24 protein-coding genes are annotated in these 23,055 nt (G+C 66.8%); 5 read left to right on the forward strand and 19 right to left on the reverse strand.

The window, feature by feature from the left end; all coding sequences use genetic code 11:
* The first annotated feature begins 236 nt into the window (after positions 1 to 236).
* On the forward strand, positions 237 to 569 hold the full coding sequence (locus CA237_RS05160; protein WP_066689464.1) for an SMR family transporter: 333 nt from the start codon (positions 237 to 239) through the stop codon (positions 567 to 569).
* 23 nt (positions 570 to 592) lie between these two features.
* On the forward strand, positions 593 to 895 hold the full coding sequence (locus CA237_RS05165) for a polyhydroxyalkanoic acid system family protein (protein ID WP_066689463.1): 303 nt from the start codon (positions 593 to 595) through the stop codon (positions 893 to 895).
* A gap of 70 nt (positions 896 to 965) precedes the next feature.
* Here CA237_RS05165 and CA237_RS05170 read toward each other — a convergent pair whose 3' ends face one another.
* From CA237_RS05170 to CA237_RS05245, 16 genes are all read right to left on the reverse strand, one after another.
* Positions 966 to 2,309, reverse strand: a complete 1,344-nt coding sequence (locus tag CA237_RS05170) for a sorbosone dehydrogenase family protein (protein ID WP_066689462.1) — start codon at positions 2,307 to 2,309, stop codon at positions 966 to 968.
* Between the two features lie 390 nt (positions 2,310 to 2,699).
* Complete coding sequence (locus tag CA237_RS05175) at positions 2,700 to 3,608, reverse strand: hemolysin family protein (RefSeq protein ID WP_066689461.1); 909 nt, start codon at positions 3,606 to 3,608, stop codon at positions 2,700 to 2,702.
* Between the two features lie 10 nt (positions 3,609 to 3,618).
* Positions 3,619 to 4,131 (reverse strand): rRNA maturation RNase YbeY, encoded by a 513-nt coding sequence (ybeY, locus tag CA237_RS05180; protein ID WP_066689460.1) that lies wholly within the window; start codon positions 4,129 to 4,131, stop codon positions 3,619 to 3,621.
* Positions 4,128 to 4,523 (reverse strand): type II toxin-antitoxin system VapC family toxin, encoded by a 396-nt coding sequence (locus CA237_RS05185; protein ID WP_066689459.1) that lies wholly within the window; start codon positions 4,521 to 4,523, stop codon positions 4,128 to 4,130. The genes ybeY and CA237_RS05185 overlap by 4 nt, the downstream gene beginning before the upstream one ends.
* A complete protein-coding gene (locus tag CA237_RS05190) occupies positions 4,507 to 4,779 on the reverse strand; it encodes a type II toxin-antitoxin system VapB family antitoxin (protein WP_066689458.1) in 273 nt (90 codons plus the stop codon). The genes CA237_RS05185 and CA237_RS05190 overlap by 17 nt, the downstream gene beginning before the upstream one ends.
* 51 nt (positions 4,780 to 4,830) lie before the next feature.
* A complete protein-coding gene (locus CA237_RS05195; protein ID WP_066689457.1) occupies positions 4,831 to 5,832 on the reverse strand; it encodes a PhoH family protein in 1,002 nt (333 codons plus the stop codon).
* Positions 5,833 to 6,055: 223 nt separating this feature from the next.
* Entirely contained in the window at positions 6,056 to 7,114 is a 1,059-nt protein-coding gene (locus tag CA237_RS05200; RefSeq protein ID WP_066689456.1) for an NAD(P)-dependent alcohol dehydrogenase, read from the reverse strand.
* Positions 7,115 to 7,221: 107 nt separating this feature from the next.
* The gene (locus tag CA237_RS05205) at positions 7,222 to 7,794 is read right to left on the reverse strand and encodes a hemerythrin domain-containing protein (RefSeq protein WP_066689455.1); all 573 of its coding nucleotides are present in this window, start codon (positions 7,792 to 7,794) and stop codon (positions 7,222 to 7,224) included.
* Entirely contained in the window at positions 7,791 to 9,098 is a 1,308-nt protein-coding gene (gene miaB, locus CA237_RS05210; RefSeq protein ID WP_126013210.1) for a tRNA (N6-isopentenyl adenosine(37)-C2)-methylthiotransferase MiaB, read from the reverse strand. Before miaB ends, CA237_RS05205 begins: the two co-directional genes overlap by 4 nt.
* Positions 9,099 to 9,440: 342 nt before the next feature.
* Complete coding sequence (locus CA237_RS05215) at positions 9,441 to 11,132, reverse strand: long-chain fatty acid--CoA ligase (protein WP_164523835.1); 1,692 nt, start codon at positions 11,130 to 11,132, stop codon at positions 9,441 to 9,443.
* Between the two features lie 63 nt (positions 11,133 to 11,195).
* The gene (locus tag CA237_RS05220; RefSeq protein WP_164523836.1) at positions 11,196 to 12,881 is read right to left on the reverse strand and encodes a diguanylate cyclase; all 1,686 of its coding nucleotides are present in this window, start codon (positions 12,879 to 12,881) and stop codon (positions 11,196 to 11,198) included.
* 81 nt (positions 12,882 to 12,962) lie between these two features.
* Entirely contained in the window at positions 12,963 to 13,259 is a 297-nt protein-coding gene (locus CA237_RS05225) for a hypothetical protein (RefSeq protein WP_066689452.1), read from the reverse strand.
* A gap of 97 nt (positions 13,260 to 13,356) precedes the next feature.
* Positions 13,357 to 14,199, reverse strand: a complete 843-nt coding sequence (locus tag CA237_RS05230; RefSeq protein ID WP_066689451.1) for a S1/P1 nuclease — start codon at positions 14,197 to 14,199, stop codon at positions 13,357 to 13,359.
* Positions 14,200 to 14,244: 45 nt separating this feature from the next.
* Positions 14,245 to 14,640, reverse strand: coding sequence for a VOC family protein (locus CA237_RS05235; protein ID WP_066689450.1), 396 nt, complete (start codon positions 14,638 to 14,640; stop codon positions 14,245 to 14,247).
* Positions 14,637 to 15,581 (reverse strand): isoaspartyl peptidase/L-asparaginase, encoded by a 945-nt coding sequence (locus tag CA237_RS05240; RefSeq protein ID WP_066689509.1) that lies wholly within the window; start codon positions 15,579 to 15,581, stop codon positions 14,637 to 14,639. Before CA237_RS05240 ends, CA237_RS05235 begins: the two co-directional genes overlap by 4 nt.
* Positions 15,582 to 15,600: 19 nt before the next feature.
* The gene (locus CA237_RS05245) at positions 15,601 to 16,779 is read right to left on the reverse strand and encodes an acyltransferase family protein (RefSeq protein WP_164523837.1); all 1,179 of its coding nucleotides are present in this window, start codon (positions 16,777 to 16,779) and stop codon (positions 15,601 to 15,603) included.
* Positions 16,780 to 16,863: 84 nt separating this feature from the next.
* Here CA237_RS05245 and ispG point away from each other — a divergent pair, with 84 nt between their 5' ends.
* Entirely contained in the window at positions 16,864 to 17,988 is a 1,125-nt protein-coding gene (gene ispG / locus CA237_RS05250) for a flavodoxin-dependent (E)-4-hydroxy-3-methylbut-2-enyl-diphosphate synthase (protein ID WP_066689448.1), read from the forward strand.
* Between the two features lie 130 nt (positions 17,989 to 18,118).
* Here the strand turns inward: ispG and CA237_RS05255 are convergent, their stop codons facing one another.
* A complete protein-coding gene (locus CA237_RS05255) occupies positions 18,119 to 18,757 on the reverse strand; it encodes a DUF1345 domain-containing protein (protein ID WP_066689447.1) in 639 nt (212 codons plus the stop codon).
* A 238-nt stretch (positions 18,758 to 18,995) separates the two neighbouring features.
* On the opposite strand from CA237_RS05255, the gene CA237_RS05260 reads away from it, so the two are divergent.
* Together CA237_RS05260 and CA237_RS05265 are read left to right on the forward strand one after the other, a co-directional pair.
* A complete protein-coding gene (locus CA237_RS05260; protein WP_066689446.1) occupies positions 18,996 to 19,889 on the forward strand; it encodes a DMT family transporter in 894 nt (297 codons plus the stop codon).
* Positions 19,886 to 20,260, forward strand: a complete 375-nt coding sequence (locus CA237_RS05265) for a TfoX/Sxy family protein (protein ID WP_066689445.1) — start codon at positions 19,886 to 19,888, stop codon at positions 20,258 to 20,260. Before CA237_RS05260 ends, CA237_RS05265 begins: the two co-directional genes overlap by 4 nt.
* Positions 20,261 to 20,364: 104 nt before the next feature.
* On the opposite strand, the gene ppa is transcribed toward CA237_RS05265, so the two are convergent.
* Both ppa and CA237_RS05275 read right to left on the reverse strand, forming a co-directional pair.
* Positions 20,365 to 20,940 carry an inorganic diphosphatase gene (gene ppa, locus CA237_RS05270; RefSeq protein ID WP_066689444.1) on the reverse strand — a complete coding sequence of 192 codons (576 nt, stop codon included), beginning with the start codon at positions 20,938 to 20,940 and terminating at the stop codon, positions 20,365 to 20,367.
* A gap of 142 nt (positions 20,941 to 21,082) precedes the next feature.
* A complete protein-coding gene (locus tag CA237_RS05275) occupies positions 21,083 to 23,011 on the reverse strand; it encodes a peptidase M61 (RefSeq protein WP_241215442.1) in 1,929 nt (642 codons plus the stop codon).
* Between the last annotated feature and the right edge of the window lie 44 nt (positions 23,012 to 23,055).

Genomic DNA, 23,055 nt, shown 5'->3' on the forward strand with positions numbered 1-23,055 from the left:
TGCTCGAACCGAACGGGATCGGGATGGGGGGCGCCAGAACTCAGCCTCGTTCAGTTCGAGCCTGTTGGGACCGGACTTCCCCGAGCGCGGCGTTCTCGATGGACGCTTCTCGACAGGCTCGAAGCTGCTCGAACCGAACGGGATCGGGGTGGGGGGGCGCCAGAACTCAGCCCCGTTCGGTTCGAGCTTGTCGAGAACCACGCGCCATCGGCGGGCTTAGCTGCTATCCCGAGCCCATGACTGCCTATGCCTGGCTCGCCATCGCGATCGTCGCCGAAGTGATCGCCACCTCGACCATGCGTGCGACGCAGGGGTTTACCCGGATCGGGCCGTCGCTGGTGACGGTCGCGGGCTATGCGGTGGCGTTCTACTGCCTGTCGCTGGCGCTCCGGACCATGCCGACGGGGATCGCCTATGCGATCTGGTCGGGGGTCGGGATCGTGCTGGTCGCGGGCATCGCCTGGGGCTGGCAGGGGCAGCGGCTGGACGTCCCGGCGATGCTCGGCATGGCGCTCATCATCGCGGGCGTGATCGTGATGAACCTGTTTTCCAAGAGCGTCGCGCACTAAATAAGGCGCGAAGAGGAGTTTCCATGAACCAACCGGTCGAAGTCGATATCCCCCACAAACTGGGTCGTGCGGGCGTGCGGCAGCGGATCGATGGCGGCATCGACAAGCTGGCGAACATGATCCCCGGCGGCGTGATGCACGACAAGCGCTGGGACGGCGACACGCTGCACTTCACGGTCAGCGGGATGGGGCAGACGGTCAAGGCACGTTGCGAGATGCACGACGCCCATGTCCATGCGGTGCTCGACCTGCCGCCGATGCTGGCCATGTTCGCGAACAAGATCAAGGAGAAGCTGGGCCGCGACGGGCCGGCGTTGTTGAAGTAGGTCCCTAACGCCACCGACGTCACCCCAGCCTGCGCTGGGGTGACGCCTGGGGAGAAGGGCGGCGTGCGGATCAGCGCGTCGCCAGCGGCTGGCTGACCCGCCAGATCACGTTGCCGACATCGTCGGCGACCAGCATCGCGCCGGTGCGGTCGGCGATGACGCCCACCGGGCGGCCGAACGCCTGCTTGCCATCGGCCGAGAGGAAGCCGGTGAGCAGATCGACCGGCTTCGCATCCTTCGCGGGGAAACCGCCATCGGCGGCGAAGGGCACGTACACGACCTTGTAGCCCGAGGGAGGCACGCGGTTCCACGATCCGTGCAGGCCGATCGCCGCGCCATTGGCGAAACGGTCGCCCAATCGCATGTCACCGGTAAAGGCGAGGCCGAGCGGCGCGACATGGGCGCCGAGCGCATAGTCGGGGCGGGCGACATACTGGCGCAGGTCGGGGCGCTGCGGCTGGACGCGGTCGTCGATATAACCGCCCCAATAATGCCACGGCCAACCATAGTTGCCGCCGAACTCCACCTTGGTCAGGTAATCGGGCGGCATGTCGGAGCCGAGCATGTCGCGTTCGTTGACGACCGCCCACAAATCCTTCGTCCGCGGTTCGAACGCCATGCCGTTCGCGTTGCGCAAGCCGGTGGCGTAGATGCGAAAGCTCTTCTTTTCCGGATCGACCTGCCAGATGGCGGCGCGGTTCTTTTCGATCTCCAGCCCGTTTTCGGCGATGTTGGAGGCCGAGCCGACGCTGACGTACAGCGACTCGCCATCGGGATCGGCGACGACGTTGCGCGCCCAGTGATTGCCGCCGCCGGGCAGGTCGACGATTTTTTCCGCATCCGCGGTGATCCGGGTCTGCCCGACGCGGAAGGGATAGCGGACCAGCGCGTCGGTGTTGGCGACGTACAGCCAGTCGCCGACCACCGCCATGCCGAAGGGCGAGTTCAGCCCGCTGAGCAATGTCGAGCGCCCCTCCGCCACGCCGTCGCCATTCGCGTCACGCAGCAGGGTGATGCGGTTGGCGGACGGGGCGCCGGCGCCGGCCTGTTTCATGAACAGGCGCATGAAGAAGCCGGTGATGCCGCCGCCCTCGCGCGGGGGGCTGTTGGTTTCGGCGACCAGCACATCGCCATTGGCGAGGCGGTAGAGCCAGCGCGGATGGTCGAGGCCCTTGGCGAACGCCTGGACCTGCAGGCCCGCCGGGGCGGTCGGGGTCTGGCCGTCCTGCCACCCGGTCGGTTCGGCGACGCGGACGGTGGGGATCGTCTGCTTGCGGACCTGCGACAGCTGCGGCACGCGGCCGGCGACGGCGTTTTCGCTCAGCTGTGCCCGGTCGGGGCGGGTGAGATAGAAGACCAGCCCGGCGACAAGGACCAGCAGGACGATTCCGAAACGGACGGCATGTTTGCGCATGGAGCGTGGATACAAGCGCGCCCCCGCGCGGCAAAGCGAAAAGGGCCGCCGATGCCAAGGGAGCAGCATCGGCGGCCCGTCGGATGCAGTAGGGAGGGCGCGACCATCGTCAGCGCCGCGTCCCGCGGCTCCATCCGATTCGTTATGCGGGGGATGTCCCCGCCTTAGGCCATGGTTTCAGCTGTAACCAGTGGCTTGTTACGTCAGGAACCGTACCCAAAGAATACGACCGTATCATGGCACCGGAACGCGTAGTTTCGCGCGATGTGATCGATTGCGGCGATCAGGCCGAAAGCGCCCGCGTCGTTGGCCCCGACGGCGAAAAAGCGGACCCCGGGTCAAGCCCGGGGTGACGGAAGGGGGGAAGGTCGGCGCAGGATGCGCGGCGGGCTATTCCTCGACCGCCGGCAACGGGGGGTGGAGGCGCAGGCGCAGGACGCGGCGGGTGTCGGCGGCGATGATCTCGATCCGCCATCCCGAGGGATGGTCGAGGCAGGTGCCCTGTTTCGGCACTTCGCCGGCGAGCACGAAGGCGAGGCCGCCCAGCGTCTCGACATCTTCCTCGACCTCGCCCAGGCGCGGGTCGATCAGTTCGGCGGCGTCTTCCAGCTCCGCCCGCGCATCGGCCTCCCACGCACCGCCGTCCAGCGGCACGAACAGGTCGGTCGGCGCCTCGTCATGCTCGTCCTCGATCGCGCCGACGATCTCCTCGACCAGATCCTCGATCGTGATGAGGCCGTCCGTGCCCGAATATTCGTCGAGCACGATGGCGAGATGGGTGCGGCTGGCCTGCATCTGCGCCAGCAGGTCGAGCGTGCCCATCGACTGCGGCACATAGAGCGGCTGCCGCAGCAGGCTGATCGCGGTCGGGGGAGGCTCCTCGCCCTTGGCAAGGATCGCGAACACGTCCTTTACGTGCACCATGCCGACGATGGTATCGAGCTTTTCGCGATAGACTGGCAGGCGGCTGTGTCCCGCTTCGGCGAACAGCTTCACGACATCGGCGAAGGGCGTGTTCTCCTCCAGCGCGACGATATCGGCGCGCGGCACGCCCATGTCGCCGGCATCGCGTTCGCCGAAATGCAGGATGTTGCGCAGCATCTTGCGCTCGATCGGCGACAGGTCGCCCGCGACCGGTGCATCGTTTTCGTCCTCATGCGCCGCGATCACTTCCTCGATCCGTTCGCGCAGCGTCTCGCTGGCGTCGGTGCCGAAGATCAGCGAGCGCAGCCCCCGCCATATGCCCCCTTCGGAGCTGCTACTGTCGCCGGGCGCGGTGCTGGTCGAAACGTCGGCCATGATGGTCGTGTCAGTCCTCTGTAACGGGATAGGGGTCGTGCAGGCCGAGTTCGGCGAGCGTGGAACGCTCGATCGCCTCCATGGCTTCCGCCTCGGCATCATTTTGATGGTCATGGCCTAGCAAATGCAGGCAGCCATGGACAATCAGATGCGTGGCATGATCGGCGACGGAAATGCCGCGTTCCTCCGCTTCGCCCACGCAGACGCCGTGGGCGAGCACGATATCGCCCAGCAGCACCTCGCCATCGTCGCTGTTCTGCGTGACGGTCGACAGCAGGTCGGGCTGGATCATCGGAAAGGACAGGACGTTGGTCGGCTTGTCCTTTTGCCGGTACTGCCGGTTGAGCGTGTGGACCTCGTCATCCGACGTCAGGCGGACCGCGATCTCGATCAACGCGGGATCGGTCAGCCATGCACCCTGCGGCGTCCGGCCAATGGCGGCGGTGGCGGCGCGGGTGGCGAGTGCCTCCCAGGCGATGTCCTGCGGCCAGTCGGCCTCTGCCTGCACGGCAATGTCGATCATCTCAGGTCGGTCCTTGCGAAATCGTCGCCCTTGTAGAGCAATTCGGCGTTGTTGGTACGGGCGCAGGCATAGGCGAAGCAATCGCCCATGTTGAGCTTCGCTTCGTGGCGACCCTTGCCGTAGCGATCATACGCGTCTAGCGCGGCCTTTGACTCTTCGGTGCCGATGTCAACTCGCCGTAATGCCGCCGCCGCGGCCGTGTCGCGTACCTCCTGACGCGCGCGCTCGATGGGGTAGCGATAGGACCGGCAGAGCGCCAGAACGGTTTCCCATTCGGTCATTGCGGACCAAATCGGATCGGCGTCATGCATTACCCGATCCATCATCGATCCGCCCTCCGGTTCGCCAGCGATCATCGCCACTAGTGCTGACGCATCAACGAACAGGGTCAACGACGTCTTCCTCTCCGGACAGCCAGTCGTAAAACGCCTTGTCCGCTTTCAGTCCGGTCGGAGGCGGAAGAGGATTTTTCTTGCGATATTCCCGCATCCATTCGTGCAGGTTCTGGCGGCGTGTCGCCTTGTCGAGATCATCCTCGACCCGGCGGATGGCATCGCGCACGGCCTGCGTTTTACTAGTACCAAGACGCTTGGCCACGCGCGCTACGGCTGCCGCGGTTTCAGGGTCCTTGATATACAGCGACGCCATGGCATCCTCCGAACGGTATATCCCGCAACCTAATGCGGGATATACTCCGCATCAAGCATCCTTGCCCTCATAGGCTTCGACGATGCGCCCGACGATCGGGTGGCGGACGACGTCGCCGGCGCCGAAGCGGGCGAAGGCGATGCCCTCGATCCCTTCCAGCCGGCGGGTGGCGTCGGCGAGGCCCGATGCCTGGACGCCGCCGGGCAGGTCGGTCTGGTTGGGATCGCCGCATACCACCATGCGGCTGTTCTGGCCGAAGCGGGTCAGGAACATCTTCATCTGCGCGGGCGTCGTATTCTGCGCTTCGTCGAGAATGACGAAGGCGTCGGCCAGCGTCCGGCCGCGCATGAAGGCGATCGGCGCGATTTCGATCTCGCCCGACAGGATGCGGCGTTCGACCTGTTCGGCGGGCAGGCAGTCGTTCAGCGCGTCGTAGAGCGGGCGGAGATAGGGGTCGACCTTTTCCTTCATGTCGCCCGGCAGGAAGCCCAGTTTCTCGCCCGCCTCGACCGCCGGGCGCGACAGGATCAGGCGCTGGACGCTGCCGGTGATGAGCTGGGCCACGGCCTGCGCGACGGCGATATAGGTCTTGCCGGTGCCCGCCGGCCCGAGAGCAAAGATGATGTCGTTGGACAGCAGCTGGTGCATGTAGCTGGCCTGCGCGACGGTGCGCGGCACGATCGTCTTCTTGCGCGTGCGGATCATGATCGACGGTGCGCCCTGGCCGCTTTCGGCGCGGAAGATGCCGTCGAGCGCGGGCTGCGACGACATGGCGATCACCGCATCGATCAGGCCGGGATCGACCTCTTCGCCGCGCAGGATGCGGCGGTGGAGTTCGTTCAGTACCTCACGCGCATGGGCCACGGCCTCGGCCGATCCCTCGATCCCGACCCGATCGCCGCGCGCGGTGATATAGACGCCCAGCCGTTCCTCCAGCGCCAGCAAATTGGCGTCGAATTCGCCGAACAGGCGGGAGAGGAGCTGCGGCTTGTCGAAGCTGATTTCGGCGCGGGCGCGCTGACCGGCTTGGGCGGGGACGGGCTTGCGGCTCATGCGATCCTTTCGCGAAAAGGCCGGCACGCAGGATGCGCCCGGCCAGGGAGAGCAGGAAGGTGGCGGAACTCGCGCATCGAGCCATCAACGCGCGAAGGCGGATCATTGGCCCAGAGACGGCGCGGTGCGACTGCATCGGCGCCAATGTGGCAGAGCGCGCGGCGGCGGGACAGCGATAAATGACGGGGGGAGCGCGGTTCGCCGCACATCCCCCCGACGGGCGTCAACCCAGCGTCGCCATGTCGATGACGAAGCGATATTTGACGTCGCTCTTCGCCATGCGGTCGAAGCCGGTTTCGATCTCCGCCATGTCGATGATCTCGATATCGGCGGTCAGGCCATGCTTGTTGCAGAAATCGAGCATCTCCTGCGTCTCGGCGATGCCGCCGATCAGCGAACCGGCGAGCGAGCGACGACCGAAGACGAGGTTGCCGACCGAGGGCGAGGGGTGCGGCGTTTCCGGTACGCCGACCAGGGTCATCGTGCCGTCGCGCTTGAGCAGGGCGAGGAACTGGTCGAGGTCGTGGGATGCGGCGACGGTGTTCAGGATGAAGTCGAAGCTGCCGGCATGCGCGCCCATCGCATCGGCGTCCTTCGACACGATCAGGTCCTTGGCACCCAGTCGGATCGCATCGTCGCGCTTGTTGGGCGAGGTGGAGAAGACATAGACCTCGGCGCCCATCGCCGCCGCGATCTTGACGCCCATATGGCCGAGACCGCCCAGGCCGACGATGCCGACCTTCTGCCCCGGACCGACGCCCCAATGCTTGAGCGGCGAATAGGTGGTGATGCCGGCGCACAGCAGTGGCGCGACGGCGGCGAGGTCGGCCTCGTCATGACGGATCTTCAGCACGAAGTCCTGGTCGACGACGATATGGTCGGAATAGCCGCCGAAGGTGTGGCCGCCCATGACCGGATCGGGACCGTTATAGGTTCCGACGAAGCCGGTGCCGGTGCAATATTGCTCCTCGCCGTCATGGCAGGACGGGCATTCGCCGCAACTGTCGACCATGCAGCCGACGCCGACCGTGTCGCCGACGACGAACCTGGTCACGTCGCTGCCGACGGCGGTCACCGTGCCGACGATCTCATGCCCCGGAACGCAGGGGTAGAGCGTGCCGGGCCATTCGCTGCGCGCGGTATGGAGGTCGCTGTGGCAGACGCCGCAATAGCGGATGTCGATCGCGACGTCGTTCGGCTGCGGATCGCGGCGTTCGAACGAGAAGGGGGCGAGCTTGCTGTCGGCCGACTGGGCGGCATAGCCCTTGGCAGGGGTCGTCATGATGCTGGTGTTTCCGTGAATGAGAGCATTCCGCCGCGTGCAATGCCGGCCCGGCGAATTGATTGCCGATATAGTATATCAAGTTGCTGATTTAAGTGGCGAAGCGTTCAGCCGACGCGACGTTCGCCATGTTCGAGCATCGCGGGGATCACCAGATCCTCTTCATCCGCCAGATGGCGCAGCAGCAGCCGGGTCAAGAGCGCGGCATGGTCGGCATGGGTGTCGACCACGCGAGCGTCGCGGTTCGGTTCGCTCAGGCTGGCGAGCAGGCCGCGCGCGCTGCCGAGCGTGGTTTCGAGCGCGTCGTGGATCGCGTGGTGATCGGCCTCCAGCAGGTCGAAACCGCGTTGCATGCGCGGGTCGAGCGCGCGGAACTTCGGGAAATAGACCGCATCCTCGATCCGGTGATGCCCGTCGAGGTGCCCCAGAAACTGGTTGAGCGCGGGCACGAAGCGGTGCGGAAACGCCTGGGCGTCGAGGCGGCCTTCGCGGAAATCGGCGATGATCCCCTCGACTGCGCCGCCTTCGGTCCGCAGCGACTGATGCACGTGCAGCCAGAAGTCGCACAGCTGCCCGAAATTGACGTGTTTCGCCCAGTCGCCGCGGGGATAGGCGGCGCGGAGATAGGCGATGTCGTCGGTGATGCCGTCGCGCGTCGCCAGCGCGTGGGCGTCGCTCACGCCGCCGCCCGCATCCGTTCGACGGCGGACAGCGACACCGGACCGGCGGCGACGATCTCCACCTCGACCATATCGCCGATGCGGGCGTCGGTGTCGAAATGGACCGATTGCAGCCAGGGCGACTTGCCGAGCATCTGTCCGGCGTGGCGGCCGGCGCGTTCGACCAGCACGGTGCAGGTGCGGCCGACCGCCGCGTCGTTGAACGCCTTCTGGTCGCGCAGCAGCGACGCCTGCAAGCGCTGCAGACGGTCGTCCATCACCTCCATCGGAACCTCGCCCGCCATGTCGGCGGCGGGGGTGCCGGGGCGGGGCGAGTATTTGAAACTGTACGCCTGCGCATAGCCGACCGCATCGACGAGGCGCAGCGTTTCCTGAAACTCCGCTTCGGTTTCGCCGGGGAAACCGACGATGAAGTCGCCCGATAGCGCGATGTCGGGCCGGGCGGCGCGGACACGGTCGAGCAGGCGCAGATAGCTGTCGGCGGTGTGGCTGCGGTTCATCGCCTTGAGCACCCGGTCGCTGCCCGCCTGTACCGGCAGGTGCAGGAACGGCATCAGTTTCTCGACGTCGCGGTGCGCGTCGATCAGGCCCTGCGTCATGTCGTTGGGATGGCTGGTGGTGTAGCGAATCCGCTCCAGCGCGGGCAGGCGGTCCAGCTCGCGGATCAGCGCGTCGAGGCCGCGACCATCGGTATCGGTCCAGGCGTTGACGTTCTGCCCCAGCAGCGTGATCTCGCGTGCGCCGCCATCGACCAGCGCCTTCGCCTCATCGATGATCCGGGCGAAGGAGCGGCTGATTTCTGCCCCCCGTGTGTAAGGCACGACGCAATAGGTGCAGAATTTGTCGCAGCCTTCCTGCACCGTCAGGAACGCCGACGGGCCGCTGCGGCGGCGGGCAGGCAAATGGCCGAATTTAGATTCGGCCGGCATGTCGGTGTCGAGCGCGGGCTTGCCCGCCGCCGCGTCCGCCACCAGCTTCGGCAGGTTGTGATAGGCCTGCGGGCCGACCACCACATCGACCTTCGCGCGGCGGACGATCTCCGCCCCTTCTGCCTGCGCGACGCAGCCGGCGATGGCGATCATCGGGTCGGACCCGTGTTTGCGCAGGCGACCAATGTCCGAATAGACCTTTTCGGTCGCCTTTTCGCGGATGTGGCAGGTGTTGAGCACGACCAGATCGGCGGCATTGGCGTCGTCGGTCGCGGTCATGCCCTCAGCCGCCATCAGCTCGGCCATGCGTTCGCCGTCATAGACGTTCATCTGGCAGCCGAACGATTTGACGTGGAAGGTTTTCGGGGTGGTCATCGGCGGGCCTTTACCGGATTTGGCGCGCGGTCGGAAGGGTTGCGCGTTTTGGTCGGTCGAAGAAGATTGGTTCACGCGAAGGCGCGAAGGCGCGAAGGCGCGAAGAGAAGAAGGAGTTAGATTTCGCGCAGAGGCGCGGAGGCGCAGAGAGGTTGCGCTTGCCGCGACAGCGGCACTCTATCTCCTGCGAGGCAGGAACGAGGCTTCGCCAGACAGACTGCAAGCGTCCGCTCCACAACCCCTCCGCGCCTCCGCGCGAACCAATTCTTCTTTGTGCCTTCGCGCCGTCGCGTGAAAACGGAAGAAGCGGGACCCCGGATCAAGTCCGGGGTGACGGGTGGATCAGGCGCGCTCCGCCATCACCTCGGCGATCAGGTCCTTGCGGCTGAGCTTGCCGATCATCGTCTTGGGCAGGGTCAGGCGGACGACGACTTCGTCCACCCGCTCATGCTTGCCGAGCTGCGGGTTGAGCCATGCCTTCAGCGCCTCGCCGGTCACCTCGGCATCCTCGGCCAACGTTACATAGGCGTGGGGGCTTTCGCCGCGATAGTCGTTGGGCAGGCCGACGACCAACGCCTCGCGGATCGCGGGGTGGTGGTAGAGGACGCGTTCGATCTCGCTCGGGAACACCTTGAACCCGCCGACCGCGATCATGTCCTTCAGCCGGTCGACGATGCGGATGAAGCCGTCTTCGTCGATCGTCCCGACATCGCCGGTGCGCAGCCATTTGGTGCCGTCGGCGTCGATGCAGAAGGTCGTGTCGTCGGCATCGGGGCGGTGCCAGTAGCCGCACATGATCTGCGGCCCCGCGACGACGATTTCACCCGGTTCACCATCCGGCGCAGCGCGCGTCGCGTCTTCCTTGTCGACCAGCCGCACGCGGGTATGGGCGATCGGCTGTCCGATGCTGCCCGCCTGTTGCGGCCCGGCATAGGGGTTGCAGGACACCACGCCCGAACTTTCGGACAAGCCATAACCTTCGACGAGCGTCGCCCTGGTCGCGGCTTCGAAGCGTTCCTTGAGTTCCGGTGGCATCGGCGCGCCGCCGGAAATACAGAAGCGCAGCGAGGAGAAATCGGTCTGCGGCAGGCGCGGATGGTCGAGCAGCGCGCGGTACATGGTCGGCACGCCCGGCAACGCGGTGGCGCGGGTGCGGGCGATCGCCGCCAGGACCTGGCCGGCGTCGAAGCGGGGGAGCATGACGATCTCGCCTCCGGTAACAACTGTCCGGTTGAGCACACAGGTGTTGGCGAAGACGTGGAACATCGGGAGCGCGCCGATGATGCGTTCGCCGGGCGTCGGGCCGTCGGGGTCGAGCCATGCGACCTGCCGCGCATTGGCCGACAGATTGGCATGGCTGAGCATCGCGCCCTTGGGACTGCCGGTCGTGCCGCCGGTGTACTGGATGAGCGCGAGATCGCGTTCCGGGTCGATGGTCGGCGTACCGCAGCCGCCGTCATTGGCGATCAGCGCGGAAAAGGCGGTAACTCGGCGGTCGTCGGGGCGCGGCGTCACTTCCTGCGACCGGAACCAGCGGTAGAAGAGCGACTTCGCCGGCGGCAGGGCGCCCGCGACCGACCCGACGATCAGCCGTTCGAGCGAGCTGGTCTCCAGCACCTTCAGCGCGGTCGGCAGCAGCGCGGACGCCGACAGGGTGAATAGCAGCTTCGTGCCCGAATCCTCGACCTGCGCCGCCAGCTCCTGCGCGGTGTAGAGCGGCGAGAAGTTCACGACGGTCGCGCCGAGTTTCAGGATGCCGTAATAGGCCGCGACATAATGCGGTACGTTGGGCAGGAACAGGCCGATGCGGTCGCCCGGACCATAGCCCATCGCCGCCAGACCGCAGGCGACGCGGTCGGCGCCGTTCTTCGTTTCGGCATAGCTGTAATGGCGGCCGAGAAAGTCGATCAGCGGAGCATCGCCGCGCTTTGCCGCCGATTCCTCGAACAGGGTCACCATCGACATGGGCGGGAGCGGCGTGTCCCAGGCGACGGGGTGGGCATAGCGGTCGAGGACGGGTGCGGCGCTGCTCATTTACATAGGTGTAAGCAAGCGTTGCGGAGGGTGCAAGCCAAGTTGCGTTACAAGTAATTGCTGTCAGGCAGCCAATGCCCGCCCGGCGCGGTCGCGGCCGGCAGCCTTGGCCTGGAACAATGCCTTGTCGGCCATGCGGTAGAGCCGCTTCCAGTCGTTTTCGTCGCCCAGCGGCCCGTGGCAGATGCCGATGCTGCTGGTGATGCGCAGGTCGAACGGCAGGCGTACCGCGCGCACGCTGGCGAGAATCACGTCGACATCGGGCAGCATCGATTCCTCGCCCAGCAGCGCGAATTCCTCGCCGCCCATGCGCGCGACCAGTACGCCGGGCAGGGCATGATAGCGCAGGGTACGGGCGAACAGGCGCAGCACCTCGTCGCCGCCGTCATGGCCGATCGTGTCGTTGACCTGTTTGAAATGGTCGATGTCGAACAGCATCAGCGTGCGGGGTCCATCGGACGGCACGGCGCGGGCGAGGAAGGCGCGGCGGTTGAGCAGCCCGGTCAGCGGATCGGTATCGGCCAGCTCGCGGCTGATCGCTTCCTGGCGGATCGCCTCGTCGCGTTCGTGGCTGAGCATCCGCATGCGGTATGCGATGGCGACGCCCGCCAGCAGCGTTTCGGCGGTCATCGCGACGATGGTCGAATTGTCGATCCAGAAGTTCCACGGCAGCGCGCCCAGATTGTAGAGGGCACGCATGACCAGCATCGCCAGCGGCGCGACCCAGCTGAGCGCGAACAGCGACAGATAGGCGCTGCGCCGCCGCCCCGCGCGGACCATGGCGAGCAGCACCACCACCGGTGACGCCAGCATCATCACCGAGAATATGCGGTCGAGGATCGGCATCAGCGGGGCGCCGATCGCCATCAGCACGACCGCCAGGCCGCAAAAGGCGAGTATGACGATCCGCATCGCGCGCAGCGGCCAGCCATCGAGCACCCGCGCTTCGAAGAAACAGGCGCAGAAGGTCAGCGCGGCGGCCATGCCGCCACACAGCATGACATAGCTGAACAGGATGCGCCGGTTGTTCGACATGTCCGGCAACAGCCACGCCATCGCCCCCGACGAACTGAGTGCATAGAGCAGGAGACAGGCGAGCAGGCCGCAATAGGCGAGCTGAAAATCGTGGCGCAGCACGCGCCAGAGCGCGAAATTGTAGACCAGCAGCCCCAATGCCAGCCCGGCAAAGGCCGAATAGAGCGCGGCGAGCAGCGTGTCGGAGCGGATGCTCTGCGCATCGGTCGCCAGCCGCGGGCCGAGCACGATGCCGCGCATGTTGGAGGCGCCGTCGATCCGCCACAACAGGCGGGTGAACGGTGCGCCGGCAGGTACGAAGCGATGCTCGACCACCGCGCCCAGCCGCAGCCGCTGGCCGATGCCGAATTCGTCGGCGAACTGCCCGACGATCCGGCCATCGGCGGCCTGGGCATAGAGCGTCATCTGGCGCTGCCACATACTGACCTGCCGCACGCGGATCGGCGCATCGGCGTCGGCAGGACGCGGCAGCGGTGCCGACAATATCCAGAAATCGCCCGCGCCAAGCGACAGTTGCGGCGTGGTGCAGTCGAACCGTCCCGCTTGCGCGAACATCGCCTGTGGCGTGTCGCCGGGCTGTACCCGGCTGACGCAAACGGGGATGGTATGGCCGATATTGCCGATCGTGCCGGCCTGCGCGTGGGCGTCACCGGCGCAGGCGAATCCGATCGCCAACAGCAGCGCAATCCACAGCGGGCGAACCGACCAGAACATTGTTTCGGCTATGCATTCGCCGCGCCAACAAATGGTTAACCCGGCCTTCGGTTCGTCGCGTCGGCCGCCCCGGACCATCGATCAGCGATGGGCGACGACCGCTATCGCCAGGCCGGCGGTCGCGGCCTGCTGAACGACCGACTGCGTGGTCGCCACCCCGGCACCGGGGGGCAGCATCACCCGTGCACTCGCCTTGCCGTTGCCGACCGGTTGCGGAAAGGTGGTAGCCCGGCTGGGGATCTGGGCACCCTGTTGCCGGACAAAGGCCGCCACCGCCTCGCTGGGGCCGGTCACCTGCAGTTCGGCGCCGCCCTTGGCCGGGCCGAAGCCGCAGCCCGCCAGCAGCATCGTCGCCGCGATCGTCGCGTAAAGTCGCATCCTACCCCCATGTCGCTCCGCCGCGTGGTCGCGGTCGTCTACGGGGGGCAAGCTGACATGGGACGGCGCGCGGCGCAATGGCCGCGCGTCAAGGGGATCAGCCGAGCGCTTCGTCGAGCAGGCGGGCGAGGCGCAGGCCGCCCTTCTTCACCTGATCCTGCGCGATCGGCACCAGCCGGGCGATAGTGGCATCGTCCAGTTTCACCCGCGCGTCGCTCTTGGGCGCGCAGGCGTCGCCGCCGAACGCGGGGGCATACGCATAGTCGCGGCTGACTTCCCAGCTGTCGCGGCTCCAGTCCTCGACGGTGCCGGCCTGGATGGGGGCACGTTCGGCAGCGGTGTAGCTGCGCAGGATCGAGGGCGGCGTGGAGATGGCGCGTTCGGCCAGCGGCCCGTCCCAGATCGAATGGAGGTTGAAGCGTTCCGGACCATAGACGCCGTAATCCGCCTTCACCCGGTTCCCGCCCAGGTCGCCGCGATCGCCGGCGTGGAGCGGCATGTGGAGATCGCCGACGAAATGGACGAGGAAGGCGAGCGCCATCACCTTTTCGCGCATCGGGACCTTTGCGTCCTTCAGCAGCTTCACGTTGCGTTCGATCTGCGCCGACACGCAATTGCCGTCCTTGCACGCCGATTTCAGGTCGAACGGCTTGCACACATCGATATTCTGGTAATGCCACGAATAGGCATAGCTGAAGCGTTCGCCGAGCGGCTTGACGCAATCGGCCCAGACGCTCGCTTCCTCGATGGTGCGCGCCGGACAGGTCGGTGTCTCCAGCAGCGCCTGATGCCGCAGGATGCGTTCGATCGCGGCGCGGGTTCCCGGGCGAACGTTCAGCCGCGCGATCGTCGCCACGCTCTCATGCCCGAATTCCCAATAGGCATAGGCCGGCGAGGTGGCGAACAGGCAGGCGAGCGCGAGGAGCAGGCGGCGAATCATGCCGCCCGGATTACTCGCTTCGCCCGCCGCCGCAAGCGCGCAGGATTATGCGCGACATGTTTCATAGAGTTCGAGCGGCAGGCCGTCGGGATCGGCGAAGAAGGTGAAACGCTGTCCGGTATGCTCGTCGACGCGGACGGGTTCGCAGGCGATGCCGTGGCGTGCGAGGCGCGCGACCTCCGCCTCGATATCGGCGACGGTGAAGGCGAGGTGGCGAAGGCCCATCGCTTCCGGAAATGATGGGCGCGGCGGGGCGGCGGGGAAGGTGAACAGTTCGATCTGGACGGTGCCGAGAGTCAGGTCGCATTTCCACGAACGGCGCTCGGCACGCCACACTTCGCGGACGATCGTGAAGCCCAGCGCCTCGACGTAAAAGGCCTTCGACCGGTCATAGTCCGAGGCGATGATCGCGACATGGTGCAGGCCGGTAAGGCCGCTCATCCTTCGTCGCCATAGACGGCGACCGTGCGCGCGCCGCCCTGGGTCACGCGGCCGCGGAACATGCCGGGGGTGGTCAGGCTCCACGTCGCATCGCCGGCCGGGCCGACGACGATGACGCCGCCGGTGCCGCCCATCGCCTTCGTCTCGGCCAGCACCGTGTCGGCCGCTTGGCCGATCGATTCGCCGGCGAAGCGGATGCGCGCGGCGATCTCGTGGCCGACGCCGACGCGAATGAAGAACTCGCCGGAGCCGGTGGCGGACATGGCGCAGGCGCGGTCGTCGGCATAGGTGCCAGCGCCAATCAGCGGGGAATCGCCGATCCGGCCCCAGCGCTTGCCGGTCACACCGCCGGTCGAGGTCGCGGCGGCGACATGGCCCTCCGCATCCACCGCGACCGCGCCGACCGTGCCGTATTTCATGTCGACATCGAACCAGCCGTCGGGATTGGCCTTCATCGCGTCCAGTTGCGCGCGGCGTTCCGGCGTCATGAACCAGTCGGGATCGGCGGGTTCGACGCCCTGTTCGGCGGCGAAGGTGTCGGCGCCCTTGCCGGCCAGCAGGACGTGCGGGCTGTGGTCCTTCACCGCGCGGGCGAGGGTGACGGGGTGGCGGCTTCGGGTCACGCCGGCGACGGCGCCGGCCGACCGGTCGCGGCCGTCCATGATCGCCGCGTCCAGCTCGATCGTGCCGTCGAAGGTGAAGACCGCGCCGCGGCCGGAATTGAAGGTCGGATCATCCTCCAGCACGCGCACCGCGGCCTCGACGGCGTCGAGCGCGGTGCCGCCGGCGGCGAGCACCGCTTCGCCCGCGGCGAGTGCGGCGTTGAGACCGGCGCGTGCGGCGGCGTCGGTTGCGGCGCTCACCGTCTCGCGCGTCAGAATGCCGGCGCCACCATGGACCAGCAGCGTCCAGGGGCGGGGGGTGTCGTTCGGTGTCGTCATGTCCTGCATGGCGCGCGGCCTAGCAGATCGCGGGGCGCCTGCCACCCTTTGCGACCGGTGCCGGAACGCCCAGCAACATGCCCAACCCGGGCCAGGCGCGGGCGGCGCCATAGGCGGCGGCACAGGCCAACAGCGTGGCGGCGAGCAGCAGGGCCGCCTCCCGCCAGGGATCGAGCGCCAGCGGCAGGGTGAACCAGGTCACCAGTACGATCACTGGATGGTGGACGATATAGGCCGGGAATACTGCACGACTAAGGGGTCTGCGCCAGCGATGGTCGCTGTTGAACGCGCGGTCGGCGAGGTGAAACAGCGCGACGACCATCGCCCATGCCATGACCGATCGGGCGGCGCGGTTGGCCGCCATGGCGAGATGCGGCGGCACGACGTCGCCGGGATATTGCAGTTCGACCGACACGACGACCGCGCCCGCAACCAGTGCCAGCAGGATGGCGCCGGCGGCATGGCGGTGCAGCGCGCGCCACAATGCCGGCCGCCGCGCGACGAGATATCCGAGCGCGAACAGCGGCAAATATTGCGAGTGGCCCGCGATGTCGTGGAGCAGGCCCTGACCCTCCGGCACCACGAACAGCGCCGCCAGCCGGATCGTCGCCATCAGCGCGATCGGCGCCCACAGCAGCCGATTGCCGCGCGACAGCCACGCCGCCAGCCGATCCATCCGCCGCGCCGCGCCCGCCGTCGCGACGAACGCGGCGAGCAGCATCGAATAGGTCCAGAGATAGACCAGGAACCAAAGATGTTCCCAGCTGGGAAATTCGACGCCGTAGAAGGTGCCGACCCGCCAGCCGTCGAGCAGCCAGAAGCGGAGATAGCCGTGCGGATAGCCGCCCTCCAGCACCCGCACCCACATTTCGAGCGGCACGATGGCCAGCATGCCGAAGGCGAGCGGGACGAGCAGGCGGCGCGACCGTTCGGCGGCGAAGGCGTGCGGCGTCGCGGCGCGCGCGACCAGCGTCGCGCTGGCATAGCCCGATACCGCGAACAGCAGGCCCAGCCGCCACGGCGTCACCGCCGCCATCGGCGCGATCAGCGCGGTATAGGCGTGGCCGGTGGTCACGACCCAGTGCCACGGGCTGAACGCCATCGCGATATGATAGAGGATCAGCACGCCGAACGCACCGATGCGGAGCCAGTCCAGCCCGTAATGACGCGACGACAATGACTTGGGCCCGATTGGCACGATGGATTCCCGGCGCGACTTTCGCGTGAAGCAATGCGGGGCTATATCGGATCGCAAGTAACCCAATTGTTAGCGAGACTGTTCATGTCGATCCGCCCGTGGCGCGATATCCACCGCCGCCAGAGCCGCAAGATCATGGTCGGCAACGTGCCCGTGGGTGGCGACGCGCCGGTCACGGTGCAGACGATGACCAATACCGATACGTCGGACGCGGTGGCGACGATCGACCAGATCCGCCGCTGCGAAGAAGCGGGTGCCGACATCATCCGCGTGTCGTGCCCCGACGTCGAAAGCACCGCCGCCCTCAAGCTGATCACCCGCGCCGCGCGTGTGCCGATCGTCGCCGACATCCATTTCCATTACAAGCGCGCACTGGAAGCCGCCGATGCGGGGGCCGCGTGCCTGCGGATCAATCCGGGCAATATCGGGTCGAACGAGCGCGTTGCCGAAGTCGTCCGCGCGGCGAAGGCCAATGGCTGCGCGATCCGCATCGGCGTGAATGGCGGCAGCCTCGAAAAGCATCTGCTCGAAAAATATGGCGAGCCGTGCCCCGACGCGCTGGTCGAATCGGCGATGGACCACATCAAGCTGTTGCAGGACCACGACTTCCACGAGTTCAAGGTCGCGGTGAAGGCATCCGACCTGTTCCTGGCGGTCGCGGCGTATCAGCAGCTGGCCGAGATGGTCGACTGCCCGCTGCACCTGGGCATTACCGAGGCGGGCGGCTTCGTCGGCGGCACGGTCAAGTCGTCGATCGGCATCGGGTCGCTGCTGTGGTTCGGGATCGGCGACACGATCCGCGTCTCGCTGTCGGCCGAGCCGGAAGAGGAAGTACGCGTCGGGTTCGAAATCCTGAAGGCGCTGGGCATCCGCAATCGCGGGGTGCGCGTCGTGTCGTGCCCATCGTGCGCGCGACAGGGCTTCGACGTGATCCGCACCGTGCAGGCGCTGGAGGAACGGTTGCAGCATATCCGCACGCCGATGTCGCTGTCGGTGCTCGGCTGCGTCGTCAACGGCCCCGGCGAGGCGCGCGAGACCGATATCGGCATCACCGGCGGCGGCAACGGCAAGCACATGGTCTATCTGTCGGGGGTCACCGACCATCATGTGCAGGATGCCGACATGATCGACCATATCGTCAAGCTGGTCGAGGCGAAGGCGGCGGAGATCGACGCGGCGAGCGCGGCGGTGCCGCAGGCGGCGGAGTAACGCTGCTTGCCGTAATCCGTTTGGTTCGAGCAGCTTCGAGCCTGTCGAGAAGCGTCCGTCGAGACCCCCCCGTTTTGGCCGGGGCTTCTCGACAAGCTCGAAGTAAACGGGGTGGGAGTTCGGAAAGTTCTTACGACCCGCCGAGAACGTTCACGCTGAACGCCACCACGCCCAGGTTGAAGACGAACGCCATCAGGCAGTGCCCGGTCGCGGTCCGGCGCATCGTGCGCGAGGTGATCGACACGTCCGACGTCTGGAACGTCATGCCCAGCGTGAAGGCGAAATAGAGGAAATCCCAGTAATCCGGCTCGTCCGTGCCGGGTATGTCGATCCCGCCGCTGTCCTTGCCCGCGTCGTCGGCAGTGTAGAACAGATGGGCATAGTGCAGCGCGTAGATCGTGTTGGCGAAGGTCCAGGCGATCAGCAGCGTTGCGACGACCAGCACGACCACGCCGGTCGACGGGCTGCCGCGCTGCATCAGTTCGGCGGCGATCGCGGTCAGCAGCACGACCGCGATCGCGGCGGACAGGACGAGCAGCAGCGGTCGGTTGGCATCGTTGCGCACCGCGGCCTGTCGCATGCGGTCGGCCGAGGCGCCGAGCAGCGAGATGCACGACAGGAGGAACACGACCGCACCGATGTCGAACGCCAGCGGGCCGCCGATCCGCCAGCCGAGTGCCGGCACCGACCAGCATCCCGCGGCGAGCGTGACGGCGACGAACGCGACGAAACGGGCAGGGGCGAGGCGCTGGCCGAGGTGGAGGGGCATGGGGGTGGTGTATCGTGCCAACTGCGACGCGACAATTCCTCCCCGGCACGGGGAGGGGAACCGTCGCCGGAGGCGATGGTGGAGGGGGATCGCCGCGCAACGCTACGGTTCCGTTTGCCGACACCCCCCTCCACCATGCTGCGCATGGTCCCCCTCCCCGCGTGCGGGGAGGATCGGGTTGCATCCGGCTTCGGGCCGCGCGACAGGGACGCCATCATCCGCAGCCCGAAAGGTCCCCATGTCCGCCGCGTCGTCCAGCCTGCGCGCCTTCCTCGTCGCCGGGGCGGGGATCATGGTCTATACGATCATGGACGCAATGATGAAGCGGCTGTCGATCGATAGCGGCGCCTATAATGCGGTGCTGTGGCGGTCGCTGACCGGTGCGGCGCTTTGTGCCGTGGTGTTCGTCGCGGGCGGTCGGCGCTGGCCGGCATGGGCCGTGCTCAAGCTGCATATCGGACGCGGGGTCGCGGGCGGGGCGTCGGTCGTGCTGTTCTTCTGGGGCCTCGCACGCGTGCCGATGGCGCAGGGGGTGGCGCTCACCTTCCTCGCGCCGCTGATCGCACTGTATCTGGCGGCGTTCTTCCTCGGCGAGACGATCCGGCGCAGCGCGATCGTCGGGTCGCTGGTCGCCTCGCTCGGCGTGCTGGTGATCGCGGCGGGCGAGGTGCAGGCGGATGCGTCGACGCAGGCGGTGCTCGGCAGCCTCGCCTGCGTCGCGGCGTCGATCCTCTATGCCGTCAGCCTGATCCTGTTGCGGCGACAGGCGCAGGCGGCGGACCCCTTGGAGGTCGCGCTGTTTTCCAGCCTGGTCATGGGGCTGATGCTGCTGCCGGCGGCACCGTGGCTGGGCGCGATGCCGGCGCCGTCGCAATATGCGACGCTGCTGGGCGCGGTGGTGCTGGGCACCGCATCGATGATGGCGCTGGCCTGGGCCTATGCGCGGGCGGAGGCGCAGGTGCTGGCCCCGGTCGAATATAGCGCGTTCCTGTGGGCGGCGGTCAGCGGCTGGGTCGCGTTCGGCGAGACGGTGTCGCTCTATACGGTGGTCGGTGCGCTGCTGATCGTGGCAGGATGCATCGTTGCAGTCCGGCGGCGGGTGCCGGCGGTGCAGAGCGAGGCGGGGGCATGAGCGCGGACGAAGGATTGCTGGCGTGGATCGAGGAGTCGCTCGCGCCGCTCGGGCAGGTGACATGGCGGCGGATGATGGGCGGCGCGACGCTGTATCTGGACGGGACCGTGTTCGCGATCGTCGGCGACGATACGTTGTGGTTCAAGGCCGATGCGGAGAGCGATGCCGCCTGGGATGCGGCCGGTGCCGAGCGGTTTTCGATGGCGCGCAAGGACGGCAGCATCGCGACGATGAACTATCGCCGTGCGTCGGACGATGTGCTCGACGATGCCGATGCGCTGCGCGAATGGGCGGTGCTGGCGGTCGAGGCCGGGCGGCGCGCGCCGGTGAAGAAGCGCAAGCAGCGCGATCAGGCGTCACCCCGGACCTGATCCGGGGTCCCGCTTTCCCTTCCGTCGAGAATAAGCGGGACCCCGGGTCAAGCCCGGGGTGACGAAGAATGGGGGATCGTCAAGTGTATCCCCCAGAGGTCAAATCAGCGACCCGGAACTTCGTAGTCGTGCGGTTCCTCGCCCTGCGCCTTGGCTTCGTTGTAACGCTCGATCGCTTCGAGGGTGATGCGCTTGGCTTCCTCGGCGCCGCCCCACGTACCGATACGGACCCACTTCTTCTTTTCGAGGTCCTTATAGTGGGTGAAGAAATGTTCGATCTGTTCGAACACGATCTCCGGCAGATCGGCCTTTTCGCCGACATTGCTGTAATAGGGGAAGGTCGAGTCGACCGGCACGCAGACCAGCTTTTCGTCGCCGCCGGCTTCGTCCTCGAGGTTCAGCACCGCGATCGGGCGCGCGCGGACGACGCAGCCGGGGATGAAGGGCGAACGCGACACGACCAGCGCGTCGAGCGGATCGCCATCGGGCGACAGGGTGTGCGGCACGAAGCCGTAATTCGCCGGATAGCGCATCGGCGTGTGCAGGATGCGATCGACGAAGAGCGCGCCCGAAGCCTTGTCGAATTCATACTTGACCGGTTCGCCGCCGGTCGGAACTTCGATGATGACGTTCAGGCTGTTGGGCGGGTTGTCGCCGACCGGCACCATGTCGATGCGCATTGATAATACTCCCTCGTCTCACGCGTATGCGCGGTAGACGCGCCCTTTACCGGTTATTTACGAACGGAGAAGGGGCTTTTCCTTGGAATCGTTGCGGACGCGTCCATCCGGTCCCGATGTGGGACCGGATGGCGCGTGCGGCTTATCTGGCGGTCAGCAGGCGGTCGAGGCCGCTGTCGCCGTCGCCGACCTTTTCGAGGCGCGGATAGCGATGGCCGTCGAAATAGGGGATGGCGACCTCGCGCACGCTGTCGTCCATGCGGACGGTCAGGCGGATCGGGTCCTTGGTGCCCTTCGCCGCGCCAACCGCGTCGCGCAGCCGGTCGGGGGTATAGGCGGTGCCGTTCACCGCGACGATGGTCGTGCCGGTTTCGAACCCGGCCTTGAACGCCGGGCTGCCCCAGATCACCGAGCCGACCTTGCCGTCCTTGTTCACGGTCAGGCCGAGCGAATAGGGGACGGACACGCCGCCGGCGCTCTTTTCGCGCCCCTTCAGATACGGCGTTGGCGTGTCGGTATAGACGATCCGGTAGCCATTGGCGGCAAAGCCGTCGATCGGCGCGCGGTCGGTGCGGGCGTTCAGGCGCTTGTCGAGGAAGCCGGCCCAGTCATAGGGCTGGATGGCGTTCAGCGTCTTGACGATATCGGCCTGGGTATAGGGCAGCACTCCCCAGTCGCCGTCGCGCACGCCGAAGAAGGCGCGGGCGAAATCGTCCATCGACTTGGTGCCGCCCGACTGCTTGCGCAGGATCGAATCGACCTCCATCCACACCAGCAGGCCTTCGTTGTAATAATCCTCCGACCGCTGCCAGCTGACCCAGCCCTTGGGACGACGGGCGGTGATGACCGGATCGTTGGTGGTGTCGATCAGCGGACGCCACTGACGCCCCTCGCGCGCGTCCAGCGCCGCGGCGATGTCGGCATAGGCGTCGAGCGTATCCTGCTTCGACACCAGGCCCGAGCGTGCCTGCAGCACATAGCCCCAGAATTGCGTCTGCCCTTCATAGACCCACAGCATCGAGTTGCGCATCGGTGTGCGGAAATCGGGGGTGAACAGGTCCGCCCCGCGGCGGAACTTGCCGTCCCAGCTATGGGTGAATTCGTGCGGCAGCAGGTTGCGTTCGCCAGGGCCCGCATTCCAGTCGGTGAAATAGCCCGGATCGACGCCATTCTCCGAAGAGCGGTGATGTTCGAGGCCGATCGACCCCATCTTGTCGGTGATCGACAGCAGGAATTCGTACTTGTCGTAATGCTGCGCGCCGAACAGCTTCACCGCCTGTTCGACCAGCCGGGTATGTGCCGCGATCTGCTCGGGCGTAGCGGCCAGTTCCGACGGCTTGTCGGCGACGACGTTCAGCCCGACGCGGTCGGTCAGCGGGAAGCGCTTGAAATATTTGCCGGCGAACACCGGCGAATCGATCAGCGTTTCGTAGCTGGTGCGGTCGTAGCGATAGACGCCGTTCTGCACCTTCGACGGCAGGCCCGATGCGGCGGTCCAGCCGGCGGGGTAGCGCACCGTCGCCTCGATCGGGATACGGCGGGTGAAATAGCCCGCCGGATAGAGGCTGACCGATTCGAACTGGAGGTTCAGCATTTCCGGAGTCACGACGATGCGGCCCTGATCGCCCTGCTGCGCGGTCAGGAACTGGAACTGTACGTCGAGATTCTTCGCACCCGCCGGCACGTCGATATGGAAGGCGAACATGTCGAGCACGTCGCGGGTCCAAGGCAGCTCGCGCCCGTTGGCGCGTACGACCAGGCCGGCCAGCTTCTCGATCTCGCCGCGCGGGCCGTGCTTGCCGGGCAGCCATTTCGGCATCAGCAGCACCATGTGCCCGCTGCGCGCGACCGGAATGGTTTCCTTCACGCGGAAGATGCCCTGCACGGTGTCGGTCGCATCGACGTCGAGCTTGATGGTGCCGGGATAGTCCACTTCGCGCGCTACGGGCACGGTATCCACGATCGGCGTCGGCTGGGGCAGGGTGTTGCCGGGCGGGTTGATCTGCTGCGCGGCGGCGGGAAGGACGGTGGTGGTCAGCAACAGGGCGGCAAAGGCGATACGCAAGGGCAGGGACTTCCTTTTGAAAAGGATATGCTTCACCGGATGCTTACCAT

Origin of the sequence: Sphingomonas sp. ABOLH, from assembly GCF_003951715.1 — a bacterium.
Classification (GTDB): domain Bacteria; phylum Pseudomonadota; class Alphaproteobacteria; order Sphingomonadales; family Sphingomonadaceae; genus Sphingomonas; species Sphingomonas hankookensis_A.

Excerpts from the sequence above, each read along its gene's own strand:
- CA237_RS05220 (WP_164523836.1), bottom strand. The coding sequence starts at position 12,881 with ATGTTCTGGTCGGTTCGCCCGCTGTGGATTGCGCTGCTGTTGGCGATC.
- CA237_RS05175 (WP_066689461.1), bottom strand. The coding sequence starts at position 3,608 with ATGGCCGACGTTTCGACCAGCACCGCGCCCGGCGACAGTAGCAGCTCC.
- CA237_RS05240 (WP_066689509.1), bottom strand. The coding sequence starts at position 15,581 with ATGACGACACCGAACGACACCCCCCGCCCCTGGACGCTGCTGGTCCAT.
- CA237_RS05200 (WP_066689456.1), bottom strand. The coding sequence starts at position 7,114 with ATGACGACCCCTGCCAAGGGCTATGCCGCCCAGTCGGCCGACAGCAAG.
- CA237_RS05265 (WP_066689445.1), top strand. The coding sequence starts at position 19,886 with ATGAGCGCGGACGAAGGATTGCTGGCGTGGATCGAGGAGTCGCTCGCG.
- ybeY (WP_066689460.1), bottom strand. The coding sequence starts at position 4,131 with ATGATCGACATTGCCGTGCAGGCAGAGGCCGACTGGCCGCAGGACATC.
- CA237_RS05225 (WP_066689452.1), bottom strand. The coding sequence starts at position 13,259 with ATGCGACTTTACGCGACGATCGCGGCGACGATGCTGCTGGCGGGCTGC.
- CA237_RS05215 (WP_164523835.1), bottom strand. The coding sequence starts at position 11,132 with ATGAGCAGCGCCGCACCCGTCCTCGACCGCTATGCCCACCCCGTCGCC.
- CA237_RS05230 (WP_066689451.1), bottom strand. The coding sequence starts at position 14,199 with ATGATTCGCCGCCTGCTCCTCGCGCTCGCCTGCCTGTTCGCCACCTCG.
- CA237_RS05160 (WP_066689464.1), top strand. The coding sequence starts at position 237 with ATGACTGCCTATGCCTGGCTCGCCATCGCGATCGTCGCCGAAGTGATC.
- CA237_RS05195 (WP_066689457.1), bottom strand. The coding sequence starts at position 5,832 with ATGAGCCGCAAGCCCGTCCCCGCCCAAGCCGGTCAGCGCGCCCGCGCC.
- ispG (WP_066689448.1), top strand. The coding sequence starts at position 16,864 with ATGTCGATCCGCCCGTGGCGCGATATCCACCGCCGCCAGAGCCGCAAG.
- miaB (WP_126013210.1), bottom strand. The coding sequence starts at position 9,098 with ATGACCACCCCGAAAACCTTCCACGTCAAATCGTTCGGCTGCCAGATG.
- CA237_RS05255 (WP_066689447.1), bottom strand. The coding sequence starts at position 18,757 with ATGCCCCTCCACCTCGGCCAGCGCCTCGCCCCTGCCCGTTTCGTCGCG.
- ppa (WP_066689444.1), bottom strand. The coding sequence starts at position 20,940 with ATGCGCATCGACATGGTGCCGGTCGGCGACAACCCGCCCAACAGCCTG.
- CA237_RS05260 (WP_066689446.1), top strand. The coding sequence starts at position 18,996 with ATGTCCGCCGCGTCGTCCAGCCTGCGCGCCTTCCTCGTCGCCGGGGCG.
- CA237_RS05170 (WP_066689462.1), bottom strand. The coding sequence starts at position 2,309 with ATGCGCAAACATGCCGTCCGTTTCGGAATCGTCCTGCTGGTCCTTGTC.
- CA237_RS05190 (WP_066689458.1), bottom strand. The coding sequence starts at position 4,779 with ATGGCGTCGCTGTATATCAAGGACCCTGAAACCGCGGCAGCCGTAGCG.
- CA237_RS05235 (WP_066689450.1), bottom strand. The coding sequence starts at position 14,640 with ATGAGCGGCCTTACCGGCCTGCACCATGTCGCGATCATCGCCTCGGAC.
- CA237_RS05165 (WP_066689463.1), top strand. The coding sequence starts at position 593 with ATGAACCAACCGGTCGAAGTCGATATCCCCCACAAACTGGGTCGTGCG.